Origin of the sequence: Saccharomonospora amisosensis, from assembly GCF_011761185.1 — a bacterium.
Classification (GTDB): Bacteria; Actinomycetota; Actinomycetes; order Mycobacteriales; family Pseudonocardiaceae; genus Saccharomonospora_A; species Saccharomonospora_A amisosensis.
This window is the reverse complement of sequence record NZ_JAAOYM010000001.1, coordinates 1,674,141-1,691,763: the sequence shown is the minus strand read 5'-3', so window position 1 is coordinate 1,691,763 and position 17,623 is coordinate 1,674,141. Positions and strand designations below refer to the sequence as shown.

General features: G+C 65.2%; 17 protein-coding genes and 2 pseudogenes. 10 read left to right on the top strand and 9 right to left on the bottom strand.

What is annotated here, in order from left to right; translation table 11 throughout:
• Positions 1–8 precede the first annotated feature (8 nt).
• The 3 genes and pseudogenes from FHU38_RS08190 to FHU38_RS08180 all read left to right on the top strand — a co-directional run.
• On the top strand, positions 9–2,036 hold the full coding sequence (locus FHU38_RS08190) for a xanthine dehydrogenase family protein molybdopterin-binding subunit (protein ID WP_208415598.1): 2,028 nt from the start codon (positions 9–11) through the stop codon (positions 2,034–2,036).
• Between the two features lie 19 nt (positions 2,037–2,055).
• Positions 2,056–2,901: an SDR family oxidoreductase gene (locus tag FHU38_RS08185; RefSeq protein ID WP_167168429.1), complete on the top strand. Its 846-nt coding sequence runs from the start codon at positions 2,056–2,058 to the stop codon at positions 2,899–2,901.
• 41 nt (positions 2,902–2,942) lie between these two features.
• Positions 2,943–3,127: pseudogene (locus FHU38_RS08180) on the top strand (DUF3140 domain-containing protein); the annotation flags it as partial.
• Between the two features lie 8 nt (positions 3,128–3,135).
• Here the strand turns inward: FHU38_RS08180 and FHU38_RS08175 are convergent.
• The gene (locus tag FHU38_RS08175; protein WP_449314276.1) at positions 3,136–4,641 is read right to left on the bottom strand and encodes an IS1634 family transposase; all 1,506 of its coding nucleotides are present in this window, start codon (positions 4,639–4,641) and stop codon (positions 3,136–3,138) included.
• 113 nt (positions 4,642–4,754) lie between these two features.
• On the opposite strand from FHU38_RS08175, the pseudogene FHU38_RS08170 reads away from it, so the two are divergent.
• A pseudogene (locus FHU38_RS08170) lies at positions 4,755–4,952 on the top strand (DUF3140 domain-containing protein); the annotation flags it as partial.
• A 26-nt stretch (positions 4,953–4,978) separates the two neighbouring features.
• On the opposite strand, the gene FHU38_RS08165 reads toward FHU38_RS08170, so the two are convergent.
• A complete protein-coding gene (locus FHU38_RS08165; RefSeq protein WP_167168426.1) occupies positions 4,979–6,163 on the bottom strand; it encodes a DUF222 domain-containing protein in 1,185 nt (394 codons plus the stop codon).
• 123 nt (positions 6,164–6,286) lie between these two features.
• Here FHU38_RS08165 and FHU38_RS08160 point away from each other — a divergent pair, with 123 nt between their 5' ends.
• From FHU38_RS08160 to FHU38_RS08145, 4 genes are all read left to right on the top strand, one after another.
• A complete protein-coding gene (locus tag FHU38_RS08160) occupies positions 6,287–7,075 on the top strand; it encodes a PIG-L family deacetylase (protein WP_167168423.1) in 789 nt (262 codons plus the stop codon).
• Complete coding sequence (locus FHU38_RS08155) at positions 7,072–8,478, top strand: cryptochrome/photolyase family protein (RefSeq protein ID WP_313886696.1); 1,407 nt, start codon at positions 7,072–7,074, stop codon at positions 8,476–8,478. The genes FHU38_RS08160 and FHU38_RS08155 overlap by 4 nt, the downstream gene beginning before the upstream one ends.
• Before the next feature lie 154 nt (positions 8,479–8,632).
• On the top strand, positions 8,633–8,986 hold the full coding sequence (locus tag FHU38_RS08150; RefSeq protein ID WP_167168420.1) for an ArsR/SmtB family transcription factor: 354 nt from the start codon (positions 8,633–8,635) through the stop codon (positions 8,984–8,986).
• A 109-nt stretch (positions 8,987–9,095) separates the two neighbouring features.
• Positions 9,096–9,629 carry a hydrogenase maturation protease gene (locus FHU38_RS08145; RefSeq protein ID WP_167168416.1) on the top strand — a complete coding sequence of 178 codons (534 nt, stop codon included), beginning with the start codon at positions 9,096–9,098 and terminating at the stop codon, positions 9,627–9,629.
• Here the strand turns inward: FHU38_RS08145 and FHU38_RS08140 are convergent.
• From FHU38_RS08140 to FHU38_RS08125, 4 genes are read right to left on the bottom strand one after another with little or no spacing between them, the layout of a single operon-like run.
• Positions 9,579–10,310 carry an energy-coupling factor ABC transporter ATP-binding protein gene (locus FHU38_RS08140; RefSeq protein ID WP_167168412.1) on the bottom strand — a complete coding sequence of 244 codons (732 nt, stop codon included), beginning with the start codon at positions 10,308–10,310 and terminating at the stop codon, positions 9,579–9,581. The two genes, FHU38_RS08145 and FHU38_RS08140, sit on opposite strands and share 51 nt — an antisense overlap.
• Positions 10,307–11,062 carry a cobalt ECF transporter T component CbiQ gene (gene cbiQ, locus FHU38_RS08135; RefSeq protein ID WP_167175784.1) on the bottom strand — a complete coding sequence of 252 codons (756 nt, stop codon included), beginning with the start codon at positions 11,060–11,062 and terminating at the stop codon, positions 10,307–10,309. The genes FHU38_RS08140 and cbiQ overlap by 4 nt, the downstream gene beginning before the upstream one ends.
• Positions 11,059–11,427, bottom strand: coding sequence for a PDGLE domain-containing protein (locus FHU38_RS08130; RefSeq protein WP_313886695.1), 369 nt, complete (start codon positions 11,425–11,427; stop codon positions 11,059–11,061). The genes cbiQ and FHU38_RS08130 overlap by 4 nt, the downstream gene beginning before the upstream one ends.
• Entirely contained in the window at positions 11,424–12,110 is a 687-nt protein-coding gene (locus tag FHU38_RS08125) for an energy-coupling factor ABC transporter permease (RefSeq protein WP_208415595.1), read from the bottom strand. The genes FHU38_RS08130 and FHU38_RS08125 overlap by 4 nt, the downstream gene beginning before the upstream one ends.
• 98 nt (positions 12,111–12,208) lie before the next feature.
• On the opposite strand from FHU38_RS08125, the gene FHU38_RS08120 reads away from it, so the two are divergent.
• Both FHU38_RS08120 and FHU38_RS08115 read left to right on the top strand, forming a co-directional pair.
• Positions 12,209–12,943 (top strand): beta-phosphoglucomutase family hydrolase, encoded by a 735-nt coding sequence (locus FHU38_RS08120; RefSeq protein WP_167168409.1) that lies wholly within the window; start codon positions 12,209–12,211, stop codon positions 12,941–12,943.
• Entirely contained in the window at positions 12,940–15,300 is a 2,361-nt protein-coding gene (locus FHU38_RS08115; RefSeq protein ID WP_167168406.1) for a glycoside hydrolase family 65 protein, read from the top strand. The genes FHU38_RS08120 and FHU38_RS08115 overlap by 4 nt, the downstream gene beginning before the upstream one ends.
• 65 nt (positions 15,301–15,365) lie before the next feature.
• On the opposite strand, the gene FHU38_RS08110 is transcribed toward FHU38_RS08115, so the two are convergent.
• Genes FHU38_RS08110 through FHU38_RS08100 form a run of 3 tightly spaced genes read right to left on the bottom strand, consistent with a single transcriptional unit; the run spans position 15,366 to position 17,334 of the window.
• Positions 15,366–15,548 (bottom strand): hypothetical protein, encoded by a 183-nt coding sequence (locus tag FHU38_RS08110; protein WP_167168403.1) that lies wholly within the window; start codon positions 15,546–15,548, stop codon positions 15,366–15,368.
• 36 nt (positions 15,549–15,584) lie between these two features.
• Entirely contained in the window at positions 15,585–16,370 is a 786-nt protein-coding gene (locus tag FHU38_RS08105; RefSeq protein ID WP_167168400.1) for an Fpg/Nei family DNA glycosylase, read from the bottom strand.
• A 7-nt stretch (positions 16,371–16,377) separates the two neighbouring features.
• Entirely contained in the window at positions 16,378–17,334 is a 957-nt protein-coding gene (locus FHU38_RS08100) for a Ppx/GppA phosphatase family protein (RefSeq protein WP_313886694.1), read from the bottom strand.
• Positions 17,335–17,623: the final 289 nt, after the last annotated feature.

The window sequence follows — 17,623 nt, the reverse complement described above, 5'->3', positions numbered from 1 at the left end:
ATGCGGTCATGAAGGTCACCGGGTGTGCGCCGTACGCTTACGAGAACCCGGTGCAGCAACCCGGGTACCTGCATCCCGTGCAGGCCACAATCGCTCGTGGGTGCGTCACTGATATCGACGCCCGCGCCGCCACTGCCATCGACGGCGTCATCACCGTCCTCACCCCCTTCAACGCACCCCGGTTGGAGACGGGACACGACGCGGAGCTAGAGATCCTGCAATCCGACAGGGTCTCCTTCCGCGGTCAACTGATCAGTGCCGTTGTCGCCGACACCCCGGAGGCCGCCAGCCAGGCCGCCGACCTGGTCCGCGTGTCCTACGAACGTGAAGCCCACGACGTCACGTTCTCGACGGAACATGAGCTGTACAAGCCGGAGGTGGTGAACCCCACCTATGAGACCGACACCGAAACCGGCGACATCGACGCCGCGTTCGCGGCCGCGCCACGAACTGTCGACGCCACCTACACCACCGCCATGTACTACAACAACCCCATGGAGCCACACGCCACGGTGGCGTGGTGGGACAACGACGGGCTGACCGTTTACGACCCCACCCAAGGCGTTCACGCGATGCGGCAGGTCCTACGGTCCGTTCTAGGCCTGGAGGAGCAGCGAATCCGCGTCATCGCTCGCTACGTGGGAGGCGGGTTCGGTTCGAAGGGCACCGCGCACGCGCACATCATCCTCACGGTACTCGCCGCCAAGCGCACAGCCGGGCGGCCAGTGAAGCTCGCCCTGACTCGGCAACAGATGTTCACTCTCGTTGGCTATCGCACACCGACAATGCAGCAGGTCCGGTTGTGCGCTGACCAAGACGGGAGACTGCTGGGGATCAGCAATGACGTGGTCGAGTTGACGTCGCGGATCAAAGAGTTCGCCGAGCAGACCGGCGTCCCGACTCGCAACATGTACGCGGCGCCGAACCGGCGGACCACGCACCGGCTGGCCGCTCTGGACCTGCCTGTTCCTTCTTGGATGCGCGCTCCAGGCGAATGTCCCGGCATGTTCGCGCCCGAGGTCGCGATGGACGAACTCGCCGAAGCATGTGGCGTGGACCCGATAGAGTTACGCGTCCGGAACGAGCCGGAAGTCGACCCGGAGACCGGTCTGCCTTTCTCGACTCGCAACCTAGTCGGCTGCCTGCGTGAAGGCGCCAGGCGGTTCGGCTGGGACAACCGCGTGGCCACCCCAGGCTCGACGATGAAGAATGGCTGGTGGGTTGGCACCGGTGTTGCCAGCTCAACCTACCCGGTGCATTTTCAGGCCGGTTCCACCGCCAGAGTCCGCATACTCGACACCGGCCGGTATGAGGTATCCATCGGCGCGGTCGACATCGGCACCGGAGCATGGACCGTCCTCACGCAGATCGCTGCCGACGCCTTGGGAGTTGCACTGGAAGACGTGGATGTGCGCATCGGGGACACCGACCTTCCTACCGCTTCGGTCGCAGGCGGGTCGTCAGGCACCACCAATTGGGGTACCGCCGTCGTCGAGGCAGCGCGCTCGTTTCGTAAGAAGTACGGTCCAGATCCCGATCCACAGGACGAACTGACGGCAGAGAGTTCGGTAAACCCGTTCGTGGATCAGTTCGCCATGCATGCGTTTGGCGCTCAGTTCGCCGAGGTTCACGTGAACATCGATACCGGCGAGGTTCGGGTACCACGTCTACTCGGTGTGTTCGCCGCAGGTCGGATCGTTAACCCCCGCACTGCGCGCTCCCAGTTCATCGGGGGCATGACCATGGGGCTCTCCATGGCGCTGCACGAGCAAAGCATCCTGGACGACCGTTTCGGCTTCACTGTGAACCACGACCTCGCCGAGTACCACGTGAGCGGGTACGCGGACGTGGGATCCGTCGAAGCGTACTGGCTCGACGAGCACGATCCCTACGTGAATCCCATGGGAACAAAGGGCATTGGCGAGATCGGCATCGTGGGGACTGCCGCTGCCATCGCAAACGCGGCCCACCACGCGACCGGCGTCCGGGTTCGAGACCTGCCGATCACTGTCGACAAGTTCCTGCAGAGCATATGACGCAGCAAGGAGCCCACCTGTGAACCAACCGCCACAAACACAGCAGCCTCCCGGCCGTACGGAAGAGATGGCGCCGCGGCCGCGCGACGAAATGCGAGACTACGTCGGCCGGGACCTGCTTCGCGACAAGCGCGCGCTTATCACCGGTGGCGACTCAGGTATCGGCCGTGCCGTCGCCGTCGCATTTGCCAAGGAGGGAGCCGACGTATCGATCGCATACCTAAGCGAGCACTCCGATGCCGAACACACTGCGAAGCTTGTGAAGGAGCAAGGGCGCAGATGTGTACTGATCGCCGGAGACCTGGCGAGTCTCGAGCATTGTCGCAAGGTAGTCGATGATACTGTTCGCGAATTCGACGGCCTTGACCTACTGGTGAACAACGTCGCGACGCAGCAGGAGCTCGGCTCGTTCGACGAATTGACCGACGAACAATGGATCCACACCTTTGATGTCAACATACACTCCTATTTCCGCGTCACCGCGGCGGCGATTAGACACATGCCTGAGGGCAGTGCCATCGTCAACACCGGGTCGGTGAACGGTCTGCGTGGAAACAAGAAGCTCATCGACTATTCCGCTACCAAAGGCGCTGTGCACGCATGGACGTATGCAATGGCCCAGTCGCTGGCACCTCGAGGCATCCGCATCAACTGCGTGGCTCCAGGACCTGTGTGGACACCGCTCATCCCGGCAACACTACGGGAGGAGCACGTCGAGAAGTTTGGGCAACAAGTTCCCATGCAGCGAGCAGCGGAACCTGATGAACTGGCTCCATCGTTCGTCTTTCTGGCCGCCAACCAACTCTCCTCCTACTACACGGGGGAGGTTATCGCGGCGCTAGGCGGCGAAACCACGCCAGGCTGACCAGGTGCTCGTTGTGAAAAGTCCACCGAGGAGGAAGCGCTGTGGATCAGGAAACCGAGGATCTCTGGAACGAGTTTCACCGGTCGTAAACATGACTTCTCGTGAGCTGAGCGAATGGTTGCGCACACAGTCCTCGACCATGGAAGACGAGCCGCTGCCTGACCAAGCCGGCCCACCTCTGGGGCGACGTGTGTTGGAGATACTCGGCAAGCGTAAGACCCGACTTGGCTCAAGTTAGTGCGCACTTTCGTTGCGGTGGATGGCGTCGAGCACGCGGTGGAGGTCGTCGGGTATGGGGTCGGCGGCGGTGATGGTGTGTTCGCCGGCTTGGATTTCGATGGTGCGGTAGCGCCGGGCGGTCTGGACGAACTTCTTGATCGACCAGCCGGTGTGGTCTTCGAGCCAACGGCTGACGGCCAGCGCGGCGAACACGATGGTGAGGTGCGCTTCGATGGATTCCTTTTTGTGGTGGTAGATCGGCCTGGATTGGAGGTCGTGTTTGGACATTCGGAACGACTTCTCGATCTGGAACAGCCGGTGGTAGGCCCCGATGACGAACTCGGGTGTTGGGTCGTCGAGGTTGGTGACATAGCCCTTGATCCCAGCCAGCGCCCGCGCTTTGGCCTCCAGGGTGCGGTTGACGGTCTTGGTGGCGCCGGAGAGCTGCACGAACCGGTTGCGTTTGACCGCCACCTCGCCCTTGACCGCTTTCTCAGCTTTGGCGACCTGCTCATCGATGCCGCGCAGGGTACGTCGGGCCCGGTCGGCTTTGTACTGGTAGTACATGACCTGGTCACGCCGGTTGTCGGTGTGCCCGGCAGGCCACGGCTGGGTGAAGATGTGCCCGTCGGGGATGTCGGTGTCGGGATGCTGCCGGCGCCACTCGGCGACCACGTAGGGCACGTCGGGGATGCGCATGCCGAGGATGAACGACAATCCCGCTGCCTCGATCGCCTTCTGGTTGGCCGCGGAGATCATGCCCGCGTCGGCCACCACAGTCACGTCCTTGAGCGGGTGCGCGGCCCTGAAGGACTCGATCACCGGCAGCATCGTGGTGGTCTCGGCGATGTTGCCCTCGAAAGCGTTGACCATCAACGGAAACCCCGTCGCGTCGGTGAGCAGACCGAGGGTGATCTGCGGCTCCAACCGCCGCTCCTTGGAAAAACCAGGCTCACGAAACCCGTCAGCGGTGTCGGTTTCGAAGTACAACGTCGACACGTCGTACAGCACCAAACTCGCCGGCCCCAGATCAGCCTGCGCCGCGCATGCTGCCGACAGGCGCTCCCGCCACGAGTCCTTGGCATACGCGGGCAGGTGCCGTTTCACCGTCGCATACGAGGGCGGCTCAATCCCAGCCTCGTCCAGGACCCGCAGTGCGTCGAGCTTGCTGGTCGCCTCGATGATCCGCGCCAGCACCAGACACCGGAACACCTCGTCGCCGCCGGCTGCGGTGTCGAACCCGAGCACGCCATAGACATGCGCCATGGCATCCCAAAGATGCCCCATCCGCGACGACCTGATCGGCAACGGCCCACCGGCCCCGCCCGCATCGAGGCCCAGACCGAGTTCGCCTTGTCCCGCGAGCATCCGCTGCCGCGCCACCGCCCTCAACCGTTCCAGCTCAGCATCATCATGCGCCGACCCGACATGCTCGATATCACGCGACCCACGCCGCGAGGAGTGCACGATCTGCACCGCCCTCGCACCCGAGGCCGTCTTCACCGTGCGCACATACGCCACCCACCCACCCTACGACCCCAAATCAGTGCGCAAATCCAACCACACAACCACACAAACCACCAGGTCACAGCCCCACAAACACTAGATGATCTTGAACGTGAGCCAAGTCGGGTCTGGGGCGACGTGTGTTGGAGATACTCGGCAAGCGTAAGACCGACATGCGTAGCGACGATGTCGATGTGATGCGCCGAGTAGTCGACCGCGTACACGAGGAACGTCGAGGGGATCTGGAACCGACGCCTGGGCAAGCACAGTGGCGGCACCGACTCATGTCGATCGGACATGACCCACTCAAGCCCGCAACTCGCTGAGAATGCCTCTGGAGTCTGAGGACAGCCTACGCCGGTTCGGGTTCGTGCAGAGGTTCAGGCCGGCCGCTGAACGTTGCCCCCGACGGGGTCTGGACCGTGAGGTGTTGTGTCTCCCGGTTCAGCCGATAGAGCCACCCAGGTGACTGGCGAAGCCTGTGGTGACGTCGACAGTACCCAACAAGATTCTCGGCGTTAGTCTCTCCACTCTGGTTCCACTCCGTCGCCTGGTCCGAGTCGCCGAACTGGCTGGGCCTGTGGCAACCAGGAAATCGGCATTCCCGGTCCCGTATCCGAACAAACTCGTCAGTCACCTTCGGCGGGCGGTAGCGTTTCGTCCCGACCTCGACCGGCGTTCCGGTCAGCGAGTCCGTGACTACTCTCCGCCAGACACTTGACGGGTTGGAGGCTAGCTCACGTGCCACCCAAGCAGGAATGGCGCCGTGCCCGGCAAGCTGCGCTGGGTCATTGTTCAGACCGGCAAGAGTCCGCAGGTCTACATAGACGAATATCTCCGCTCTCGGACTTCCGGTCCCACCGGAATCACGACCCAGCAGCACGTCAGCCAGCACATCCGCACGCAACTGGCTCAATGTCCGAGGTTCACGCTTGCCCCGCAACTGCCGGGCCATTCGATCGGCGCGCGCGTAAGCGGCAGTTGCCACTTCGGCCGGTAGATCAATCAGGAGTCGGGACATTCCGTCATCTCGGTGGCTCAACACCACTTTTCGGTCACCTCGCCTGAGCATGGCACGGGCCGCCGCACCAGCCGGATCGATCTTGTGTACGACGTAGCTGGTGGCACGACGCAATTGTGTGGCGGTCTTGTCGGCCAGCCGTGTGGACATGACGGTGTCGACCTCGCGCGCCTGTTCATCCGAAAGGCAGGCAGTGGGTACGGCGATCTTCGAAGCCTTGTGGACATCGATCTTCCCCTTCGCCATGGCTCGGTGGGTATTCGGCAACCGGCTGGCCAAGGCATTTGCGAGTTCGACTCTCTTTCGCGCCTCCGATTCGCCAATGGAAAGCACTAACGAAAGCTCCGTGGCCGCTTCGGAAGCACTATCTCGTCGAGCCGCGAACGCAACGATCTTCTGGCATTGAACGGCCTGTAATCGTGCAATTTCTCGCTCGATTCCTCGAATCTCGCGAACAACACTCAAGCCGAGGTCAGCGACTGAGTCGCGCTTGGGGTTCTGGGTGGTTTCATGCATGGCAGCGAAGCTAGTCCACTTCCGTCACCGAACTCCAGTGAACTTCGAAAATCGATGTCGCGAACGGGCCGTTCATGTCACCGAAGCCCTCGCCCGAGGTCCTCCTCCCGTACTCTCGTGGCCATGGCGACTCTCGTAACCTTCCACGCCCATCCGGACGACGAATGCATCGGCTGCGGCGGAACCATGCGCAAGGCCCATGAACAGGGGCATCGTGTTGTCCTGGTCGTCGCGACTCGCGGCGAGCATGGCGAGGTTCCGGACGGGTTGCTCTTGGAAGGGGAACCCCTGTCACAACGACGTGTTGCCGAAACGTACGCATCAGCGGAAATCCTCGGAGCCGATCGTGTTGAGTTCCTCGACTATGTCGACTCGGGAATGATGGGCGAGCCGAACAACGACGAGCCGGGTTCGTTCTGGACCGCATCCGTAGAGGCAGCAGCTGAGCGACTCGCCGCTATTTTGCGTGAGGAGCAGGCTGACGCCCTGACCTGTTATGACGACAACGGTGGATACGGGCATCCGGACCATATCCAGGTCCATCGCGTCGGTCTGCGAGCCGGGGCACTGGCCGGCACGCCGCGCGTCTACCAGAACACCATCAATCGAGATCACCTGATGCGCGGCATGCGCTTGTTCGCCGAGGGTTCCGCTACGTCGGGCATCGAGGTGCCGGAGCCGAACCGGGAATTCGGGAAGCCCGAGTCCGTCATCACGACGGCTGTTGACGTGACGCCCTACCTTGCATTGAAACGGCAGGCGATGCGTGCACACGCCAGCCAGATCGGTGAGCAGTCCTTCTTCCTGACGCTGCCTGACGAGGCTTTCGCATTCGCCTTCGGTACGGAGTGGTTCATCCGGGAAGGGCAGGGGCCTGGAGTCACCGAGACCGATTTGCTGGCCGGGCTGTGAGCCATGGGTGTTTCGATCGCCTCTTCACCCGTGACCTGCGGGTCCATGACAATCCGATGTTGTGTGCGGCCGCAAGATCGGCGCAGCGCGTCATACCGCTCTTCGTGTTGGATGAGTCAATCCTCCGCAGCGACTATAACCGCCCTAATAGAGCCTGCTTTCTCGCCGACTGCCTTCGCGACCTGGACGCCCGATTACGTGAGCTCGGTGCCCGGTTGGTCATCCGGCGAGGCCATGTCCCCGAAGTAGTCGCCCAACTCGCCGAGGAGCATGCCGCAAAAGAGGTGCACATCTCCTCTGATGTCAGTAGTTACGCGAAAGGCAGGGAAACCGCACTGCGCAACAGCCTCCGAGACAACGGTCGAACCTTGGTGATCCACGATGGAGTGATCAACGTGGTCAGCCCTGGCTTGCTGGTTCCTGCCGCCCGCGATCACTATGCGATGTTCACCCCTTACTTCCGGCGGTGGTCCGAGGCGCCGATGCGCTCACTGGCCTCCACTCCACCTCGCCTACGAATGCCACGCATCGAGCCTGGCACCGTTCCCTCGGCGAGTGAGATCTGCACAGGGCAGCCCTCTTCAAACCTGCCTCCGGGCGGTGAACAGGCGGCGCGGGCGAAGCTGGATGCCTGGCTGAGCGGTCCCCTGCGCGTGTATCACCGCGTCTACGACTCCGTTGCCGACGATGCGACATCTCGTTTGTCCCCGCATCTACACTTCGGCTCGTTGTCCGCGACGGAACTGGTTGCTCGAACAGGACGGAGCTCCGCGGGGGCACACGCGTTCGTCCGCCAATTGGCCTGGCGCGACTTCTTCCATCAAGTTCTCGCGGCTCGGCCCAGCGCGACAAGCCAGGATTATCGCCCGCGCGGTGGCCACTGGCGCACCTGCGACCGCGAGATGGCGGCATGGCGCGACGGGCGCACGGGTTTCCCGATCGTCGACGCGGGAATGCGCCAGCTGTCCGTGGAGGGATGGATGCACAACCGTGCGCGGCTGATCGTGGCGAGCTTCCTGACGAAGACGCTGTACCTGGACTGGCGGTGGGGAGCTCGGCATTTCCGTGACCTACTCGTGGACGCGGATATGGCCAACAATCAACTCAACTGGCAGTGGGTAGCTGGTACAGGCACCGACAGCAGACCCAACCGGGTATTGAACCCGCTGCTGCAAGCACGACGTTATGACCCGGATGGCGACTACGTGAGGCGTTACGTACCCGAACTCGCCGATGTCCCCGGTGCAGCGGTGCACATGCCATGGGAGCTCCGAGACCGTGAACGCGCACGACTCGACTATCCGGACCCTATTGTTGATCTACGTCAGGCCCGGGCCCGTTTCCTCGAGGCTCGAGGAAAGCGTAGATACGATTCGGCGGGACAATGGCCATGCCAACCCTAGGCGGATTCCCCGCCGGCAGCTCGATCTCCCGGCTGGGCAGGAGTCGGGCCGGAAGCGGCCGACCAGTGTCGATGGGGTGCGCGACGTCTGGCCCGTCGAGCCGTCACCGGACCGGTGTGGAGCCTATGGGATGGACCGATGGGATCATGGCGGTGTGTCCACCGACCCGCAACGACGCCTGATCGATCCCCAGCGTGTAGAAGCGGCCCTGAAGGGGCTCGGCGACCGGGAGACCGTGCACGAATGGGCTGACCGGTTCTCCGTTATCGCCGATCCTTCCCGGCTGGCTCTGCTGGTCTGCATTCACTATGCACGCGAGATCTGCGTATCGGACCTGGCCGTGGCCGCCGGGATGTCCGACACCGCGGTGTCGCAGGCTTTGCGGTTGCTGCGCGCGCACGGGTTGGTGACCGCACACCGCAGAGGGCGTGTCGTGTACTACAGGCTGGCCGACGACACGATGCACGAACTCATCCATCACGTCCGACCGCACTCACCCGTAAAGTAGGTCGCAGGCGTGGTGCCGGACACGGTTGCGACGCCAGCGGCGAACAGCGAGATGACAGTTTGGGAGTCGCGCGTTGTGCGCCACCAGCAGCGGTCTTACCGTGGGAGGTATGAGGCCACGAGTTCTGGTCGCTGGCGTCGGCAACGTACTGCTCGGTGACGACGGCTTCGGCGTGGAAGTGGTCCAGCGCCTCGCGGGCGTTGCGTTGCCGAGTTGGGTACAGCTTGCCGACCACGGCCTCGGTTGCGGCCGCCTGGACTGCGACATGCTAGGTGGATACGACACCACGATCTTGCTCGACGCGACACCGCGCGGCGGCAGTCCGGGGCAGCTCTGTGTCATCGAGGCTGAGGTGGATGAGCAGTCCTCTGCGCTTCCCGCACTGCTCGACGCGCACGGTATCCAGCCGAAGGCTGCGATCAGGCTGCTGCATCTTCTCGGCAGCGACGCCGGCCGGGTGGTCGTCGTCGGGTGTGAACCGGCGAAGACAGTGGGCATCGGGCTGAGCCCTGCTGTCGCCGAGGCGGTGACAGAGGCAGTGCGCATCGTTACCGACCTGGTGTGGGGGACCGAACCACCCGGCTCCGTTCGGTCAGTCCAGGCGGAACCCCCACGGCAACTCGAGCCGATGGGCGGCGAGTAGGTCTCGGTCGGCCAGCAATTCACGGGTGGGCCCGTCGGCGACCACCGCGCCATTGTCGATGAGCACGCTCCGGGGGCACAACTGCAGGGCGTAGGCCAGATCATGGGTGACCATGAGTGTCGTGCGGCCCAGCGTGATGAGTAGTTCGGCCAGTTCCTTTCGCGCGACCGGTTCGAGATTGGCCGACGGCTCGTCGAGTACGAGGATGTCCGGGTCACTTGCCAGCACTGTGGCAAGCGCGACGCGTCGGCGTTGACCAACCGATAGGTGCATCGGCGAGCGACCAGCCTGCTCCGCCATACCGACCGATTCAAGCGCGGCACGCACACGCCCGGAAAGCTCCGGTTCCACGACGCCGAAGTTGCGTGGCCCGAAAGCTACATCGTCGGCAACGGTCTGCATGAACAACTGGTCGTCGGGATCCTGGAACACCACGCCGACGCGGCGACGGATCTCCTTCAGGGTGCGCTTCACGACGGGCAGCCCGGCCACCTCCACGTGCCCGCGGTTCCCGGTAAGTACACCGTTCAGATGGAGGACCAGGGTCGTCTTGCCTGCTCCGTTCGGGCCGAGTACGGCAACGCGCTCGCCCGCCTCGACACGCAAGTTCACACCTGCCAATGCGCGGTGGCCATCCGGATAGCGGTATTCCAGGTCCTTGACGGCGAGAGCGGGCGTCATGTTGTCCACAGTCCCACCCCAGCCAAGACGGCAACGAGGAGAGCGGGGCTCAGCCCGGTGAACCAGCCGGCGGTCCCTGCCGGTGTGGCAGTGGGCGCAGGCATGGCACCGGTCCAGCCTCGAGCCAGCATCGCCAGATGGACCCGTTCGCCGCGCTCGTAGCTACGCAGGAACAACACTCCGATGCCGCGTGCCACGGCGCCCACCTGCCACAGAAACCGCGGGTCGTGACCACGACAGACGCGGGCGGTGTGCATTCTCCGCGCCTCAGCCACGATGACGTCGATGTAGCGCAACATCAGGCTGGCGATGGTGGTCACCACCTGAGGCATACGTAGGCGCTGCATTCCCACGACGATGTCGTGGGGGTGGGTAGTTGCGGCCAGGGTGAGTGATACCAGTACCCCGAGTGTGCCCTTTGCCAGTATGTTCCAGCCCGCGAGGGCGCCATCCACCGAAACCGACAGCCCGAGCAACTCGGTCCGCGGGCCGCTTCCCGTGAAAGGAAGCACAACGGCGAGCAGGACGAACGGCACCTCGATCAGCGCTCTGCGTGCGAACCAGCCCACCGGCACACCGGCCACCGCCCATACCCCGACCAATACAGCCAGGTCGGCACCGAAGACCCAGAACGCTTCCCGTGGCGTCGCGACGACGGCCAGCACTGCCGTGAAGGCGGCCACCACCTTCACCTGTGCGGGCAGCCGGTGCACGGGCGAGGTTCCTGGCCGGTGCAACGCGGTAGAGGTCACCACCGGCCTCGCTTCCCGTCGGCGGCGCCACGGCGGCGCCCGCGGCGAAGCAGCCAGAACAACGCACTGGCTACCGCAAGGGTCAGTAGCACGCCTGCGACACCCGCGACACCGACCAGCCCGGAATCACCGCCGACGGTGTAGTCAGCCAGCGGCGAGTCGGCGAGCGCGTGACCGGCGGCGTCTTGTGCCGGGCATGAGCCTTCGAGGCGGTCACCGACCTGTGTGCAGCCCTGCTGGGTAACCGACTCCAGGCCGTCGGGGTCGGTATCGGCGAAATACGACGCGATCCCGGCGAGCACCAATGCCACCACCGCAAAGCCGGCGAAGAACCATATGCTGGCGCGCCTGCTGACAGGCCTCACGCGGCCACCTCCGCCCCTGCGGTGCGGGTACGGAACGCGTACACCAGGTCGGGCCGCACGGCCGCGACCGCGCCTACGGTCAACGCGGTGATGACGCCTTCACCAATTCCGATGAGCAGGTGCACGCCGAGCAACGCCGTGGCGAATCCGGTCATCGACACCGCACCCTGCCCACCGATGGCGTATTCCATGACGAACCCGCCCGCAGCCGCCACGGTGCTGACGATCGCCGCCACAAAGGCCGTGGCCACCAGCCAGGACCGCGAGCGCAGCACCAGCCTGCGCGAAGCCAGCGCGACCAGATAGCCCGCGATCGTGGCAAGCAGCGCCATGTTGGTGAGGTTGGCACCGAGCGCGGTCAACCCGCCGTCGGCGAAGAGCAGAGCCTGCAGCACAACGACGACGCTGACCGTCAGCGCGCCGACCCAAGGACCGACGAGAATCGCCGCCAGCGCGCCACCGAGCAGGTGACCGCTCACACCAGGAAGCACCGGAAAGTTGATCATCTGCGTCGCGAAGACGAAGGCCGCGACGAGGCCGGCCATGGGGGCGACCCGATCGTCGAGGTCCCGCCTCGCGCCTGCGGTCGCGACCGCGAGACCGAGCACGGCCACGGCGCCGAACAACAACGACGCGGGCGCGTTGAGCAGGCCGTCGCTGGCATGCATCGCGAGGGTGGTCATCGACCCTCCAGACGTCACGGAGTATTACCTCATCATCTGTTCAACTATATAGTTTTCCTACCTGGCGGTGCCCCGATACCGCTACTAGCGTGAAAGGCATGATCGGGTTGCCGGACACGATCACCGCCTGCCTCTTCGACCTCGACGGTGTGCTGACCAGTACCGCGGAGCTGCACATGCGCGCGTGGAAGGACACCTTCGACACGTTTCTGAGGGAGCGCGATGACGAAACGTATGATCCGTTCACCGAACGTGACTATGCGAACTACGTGGACGGCAGGCCCCGGCTGGACGGGGTTCGGACGTTCCTGGCGTCACGCGGGATCGAGCTACCGGAAGGCAGGCCGGATGACTCGGTCGACGCTGCGACAGTGCACGGCATCGGCAACCGGAAGAACCAACGTGTCCTCGCGGTGATGCGGGACGACGGCGTCGCTCCCTTTCCGGGATCTGTGCGCTATCTGGAGGCCGCCAACGACGCGGGTGTGGCCATCGGAGTCGTCACGTCGTCGGCGAACGCGGCCGCGGTACTCGACGCGGCGAAACTGAGCCGGTTCGTGCGGGCTCGCGTTGATGGTGTCACCATCAAGGAGCAGGAGCTACGCGGCAAACCCGCGCCGGATTCGTTCCTGGCATGCGCCGAACTGCTGGGTGTGGAGCCCGCACACGCCGCCGTGTTCGAGGACGCACGGGCAGGTGTGCGGGCGGGCAAGGTCGGCGGGTTCGGCTACGTGGTCGGTGTCAACCGCGCCGACCAAGCCAAGGCGCTACGCGCTGACGGCGCCGACATTGTGGTGGACGACCTCGCCGAACTGCTGGAGGTGCCCGCTTGACCGAGGTGGAGCGCGGCTATGTGTGTGCACCGTGGGAGCTGCGCTGGCAGGGGTTGTCCGTCGAGCAGCTCCAGCGGACCGAGTCGACCTTCGCGCTGTCCAACGGACACATCGGTATGCGGGGGACGTTGGAGGAGGCGGAACCGCGCGGCCTTCCCGGCACCTACCTGAACGGCTTCTACGAGGAGCACGAACTGCCCTACGCCGAAGCCGGGTACGGCTACCCGGAGGCCGGGCAGACCGTCGTGAACGTCAGCGACGGCAAGATCATCCGATTGCTGGTGGAGGACGAGCCGCTGGACATGCGTTACGGCCACGCCACCGCACACCATCGGGTGCTGGACTTCCGGTCGGGCACGCTACGACGCGAAACGGACTGGACTTCACCGACAGGACGACGCGTGCGAGTGCGCACAGAGCGGCTGGTGTCGTTCACCCAGCGGGCCGTGGCCGCGATCAGATACGAGGTGGAGCCGCTCGACGGAGACGTGCAGTTGGTCGCGCAATCGGACATGCTCACCAACGAGCCGATCGAGTCCGACGCCGCGGACCCGAGGGTGGCCGCCGCGCTAGAGTCACCGTTGGCGGGCGAGTACGCGAAGGCCGAGGACTACCGGGCGGTGCTGGTGCATCGCACGAAGCGTTCCGGGTTGCGAATGGCCGCCGCGATGGACCACCAGATCGAGACAACCGACGGCCTGCGCACCGACATCGAGGTGGAGGAGAACCTGGCACGGCTGACCATCGCCGTCGACGTCCCCACGAACGGAAAGCTGCGGATCACCAAGTACCTGGCGTACGGCTGGTCGGCACAGCGCTCCATCCCGGCGCTTCGTGCCCAGGTGGACGCGGCGCTGGCCGGCGCGCTGCAGACCGGCTGGGACGGCATGCTCGCCGAGCAGCGGGAGTTCCTGGACCGGTTCTGGGACACCGCTGACATCGAACTCGACGGTGATCCCGGGTTGCAGCAGGCCATCCGGTTCGCGCTGTTCCACGTGTTGCAGGCCGGGGCGCGCGGCGAAAGTCGCGCGATCCCCAGCAAGGGCCTCACCGGTCCCGGTTACGACGGGCATGCCTTCTGGGACACCGAGAGTTTCGTCCTCCAGGTGCTCACCTACACGCTGCCGGACACGGCCAGAGACGCGCTGCGCTGGCGACATTCCACCCTGGACAAGGCCAGGGACAGGGCTCGCCAGCTCGGCCGCAGGGGCGCGGCGTTCCCGTGGCGAACCATCGACGGCGCGGAGTGCTCGGCGTACTGGCCTGCGGGTACGGCCGCGTTCCACGTCAACGCCGACATCGCCGACGCACTCGTGCGGTACCTCAACGCCACCAATGACACCGAGTTCGAGCGCCAGTACGGCACTGAACTGCTGCTGGAAACGGCCCGCCTGTGGATCTCGCTCGGGCACCACGACCCGCACGGCGGCTTCCGAATCGACGGAGTGACGGGACCGGACGAGTACACGGCCGTCGTCGACAACAACGTGTACACGAACCTGATGGCGCAACGGAATCTGCGCGCGGCAGCCGACTCCTGCGATCGGCATCCCGACATCGCCGAGTTGTTCGGGGTGGACCACATCGAGACAGCCGGCTGGCGTGAAGCCGCGCGCAAGATGCGCGTTCCGTACGACCAGATGCTGGAGGTACATCCGCAGTCGGAGCGGTTCACCGAGCACGCCAAGTGGGACTTCGCAGCCACGCCCGCACGCAATTACCCGCTGCTGCTGCACTACCCGTACTTCGACCTGTACCGCAAGCAGGTGGTCAAGCAGGCGGATCTCGTGCTGGCCATGCACCTGCGCGGTGACGTGTTCTCGTTGGAACAGAAGAAGCGCAACTTCAGCTACTACGAGCGGTTGACCGTGCGTGACTCATCGCTGTCGGCGGGAACGCAGGCCGTGCTGGCGGCGGAATGCGGACATCTCGACCTCGCCTACGACTACCTGGCCGAGGCCGCGCTAACCGACCTGGCCGATCTACACAACAACGTCCGCAACGGGCTGCACATCGCGGCGCTGGCGGGCTCGTGGCTGGCGACGGTCGCCGGGTTCGGCGGGATGCGCGACCACGACGGTGAACTGGCGTTCCAACCCCGACTGCCCGCCGCACTGGACCGCATCGCCTTCCGGATGTGCTTTCGCGACTCCCGCTTCGTCGTGGAGATCCGTCCCGAGCTGACGACCTACCGGCTGCTGAGTGGTAAGCCGTTCACGATCAAGCACTACGGGAATCCCGTGACGGTGTGCGAGGAGCCGACCACGCTGCCGCTGCCGGAGCTGGAACCGATGGAACGGCCGGCCCAGCCTGCGGGTCGCGGGCCCACCCGCCGCAGGGGACGTGCACGGCGCTGACACCACCCACCCCGTTGCGACACACCACTGCCTAAGAGGGGGCGTCTCGGCGAGTGCCGCCGCGGTCAGTCCGGGGGTTCGACGGTGCCTGCCTCGGGGTTCACATCGTCGTCGGGCCTCACCTCGTCCTTGTTCGGTGGTTCGGGTACCTCGTCGGTGTCGAATCCGAGATCGCGGTCGCCGGGGTGGGGAAAGTCCGGCGGGCCGCCCGGATCGGGCTCTCGGGGATTCACGCTCTCAGCTGGCATATCCGGCCTCCACGCCACATTGTGGTGGTTTGCTCTTCATTCCGGCTGGCAGTTGGGGCACCAGACCGTGCTTCTGCCGTCGATGCGGGCATGCCGCAACGGTGCGCCGCACCGCGGGCAACTACCCGAGGGCTCGTCCCTGCTGCCGGTCAGCCACGAAGGATGTGGCGGCACGCGGCCTTCCCGCACCGACTGCTTCAACACGGTCGTCATCCGCTCGTGCAGCCGCGCCACATCAGCGGGCCGTAGGGTCGCGGTGGACCTGCGCGGGTTGAGCTTTGCCCGCCACAGGATTTCGTCCACGAGCAGGTTGCCCAGTCCGGCGACGACGGATTGGTCGACAAGCGCCGGTTTGAGCCTGCGTCGCACCCCGCTCAGCGCGTCGGCGAGTTCGGCTCGCGACACCTGCGCCGCGTCAGGGCCAAGGTCCGCCAGTGCGGCCCTGCGCTCGGTGTCATCGCGTGCCAGCCGCATGCCGGTCAGCTTGCGCATGTCGCGGTAGCGCAGTTCGCCGTCCGGGAAGGTGAACACCACACGGTCGTGGCGATGACGGGGCTGCTGCGGCTGTGCCCACTCGAGTGACCCAGTCATGCCGAAGTGCAACAACAGCGAGGGTTGTTCGTCACGGACGGGAACGACGAGCCACTTGCCATGCCGCCACGGCCTGCCGAAGCGGTGCCCGCGCACGCTGTCGCGCAGCCGTCGCGGCTGGACATCGCGCAGCACCTGCTCGTCGAGCACCTCGACATCACGAACTGGGGCGCTCAACGCGTGCTCGGCGAGCACGCGGCCGAAACCCTCAACATCGGGAAGCTCCGGCATGCCCGCCTCACGCGACGGATTGGCTTCGCCCGGGTTGCTCGGGCTGGCGCTGCTCGACCATGGTCAGCAACAGTCCCTGAGTTGTCGACCAGGGACAGATCGTGGCGCGACCGCCGAACACCGTGAGCAGCGCCTCTGCGACAACAGCGCCTGCGAGCGCCTGCCGGGCCCGCGGCCGCGAGATTCCCGGCAACTCGCTGCGGCGGGTGGCGGGCATGGCGGCCAACCGTGGAATCCATTCGCGGAGATCCTCGACACACAACTCGCCTTCGGGACTGCCGCGGCGAGCCGTACCCGCCAGCCGCGCGAGCTGGCGCAGCACCTTGGAGCTGCCGACGGTCCGGTAGCCGCGCAACTGGTGTTCGGTGCCGTCCAGCGCGTCACGGACACGCTTGAGCGCGTGTGCCCGCAGTCGTGCGACCGCAGCCGCTGACGCGGTGTCGGCGCCGAACCAGGCCCTGGTGACCTCGCGAGCTCCCAACCCGAGCGACAGCGCGAACTGGGCATCGCTGCCGTGTCCCGCGGCGAGTTCGACGGTTCCTCCCCCGATGTCGACCACGGCCAGCGGCCCGGCCGACGCTCCGAACCAGCGCCGGGCCGCCACGTAGGAAAGCTGCGCCTCCCGCGTGCCGCTGAGGAATCCCAGGCGGGTTCCGGTCTCGGAGTGCACTCGTTCGACCACTTCGTCGGCGTTGCGCGCGTCGCGCACCGAGGAGGTGGCCAGTGGGAAGATGTCGGATACGCCGTGGCGTGCGGCGACCCGGTTGGCCGTACGCACGGCTGCGACGATCGCCTCGATGCCTTCGGGGCGCAGGCGTCCCGCCAGGTCAAGAGCCCGGTCGAGGTGTAGCCGGGTCTTGTGACTCAGTACCGGTCGCAGTCGCGTGTCCCCATGCTGCACCACGGTAAGGCGGGCACTGAAGCAGCCCACGTCGAGAACCCCAGTCGTCGCCGCTTCGTTCACCGCCTCGTACCTTTCGCATCGGTCGGAAATGGCCATACCCAGTCGACCGTGCCCGATAACGACTGGATAACCCAATTGGGTGACATTTAACCTTGTCAGCCGGTTCGAGGTAACGGCACGGTCGGGTGAAGGCGATCTGAAGGCATCGAGGGACCGTTTCGGAGGGGGAAGCCATGGCGTCCGATCGCGCCACGTGCCACCCGGGCGGTGGCCGGTGGCGATGACCGCGGGCAGACGCGCCGACGACGTGGGAAGACTCAGCGCGGCCGCGGCAGCAGTCGCGATCACC

What these genes read in the sequence shown, in the direction of transcription:
- FHU38_RS08125 (WP_208415595.1), bottom strand. Translation starts at nt 12,110, where the DNA reads ATGACCACCCTCGCGATGCATGCCAGCGACGGCCTGCTCAACGCGCCC.
- FHU38_RS08160 (WP_167168423.1), top strand. Translation starts at nt 6,287, where the DNA reads ATGGCGACTCTCGTAACCTTCCACGCCCATCCGGACGACGAATGCATC.
- FHU38_RS08165 (WP_167168426.1), bottom strand. Translation starts at nt 6,163, where the DNA reads ATGCATGAAACCACCCAGAACCCCAAGCGCGACTCAGTCGCTGACCTC.
- FHU38_RS08145 (WP_167168416.1), top strand. Translation starts at nt 9,096, where the DNA reads ATGAGGCCACGAGTTCTGGTCGCTGGCGTCGGCAACGTACTGCTCGGT.
- FHU38_RS08110 (WP_167168403.1), bottom strand. Translation starts at nt 15,548, where the DNA reads ATGCCAGCTGAGAGCGTGAATCCCCGAGAGCCCGATCCGGGCGGCCCG.
- FHU38_RS08190 (WP_208415598.1), top strand. Translation starts at nt 9, where the DNA reads ATGAAGGTCACCGGGTGTGCGCCGTACGCTTACGAGAACCCGGTGCAG.
- FHU38_RS08120 (WP_167168409.1), top strand. Translation starts at nt 12,209, where the DNA reads ATGATCGGGTTGCCGGACACGATCACCGCCTGCCTCTTCGACCTCGAC.
- FHU38_RS08105 (WP_167168400.1), bottom strand. Translation starts at nt 16,370, where the DNA reads ATGCCGGAGCTTCCCGATGTTGAGGGTTTCGGCCGCGTGCTCGCCGAG.
- FHU38_RS08140 (WP_167168412.1), bottom strand. Translation starts at nt 10,310, where the DNA reads ATGACGCCCGCTCTCGCCGTCAAGGACCTGGAATACCGCTATCCGGAT.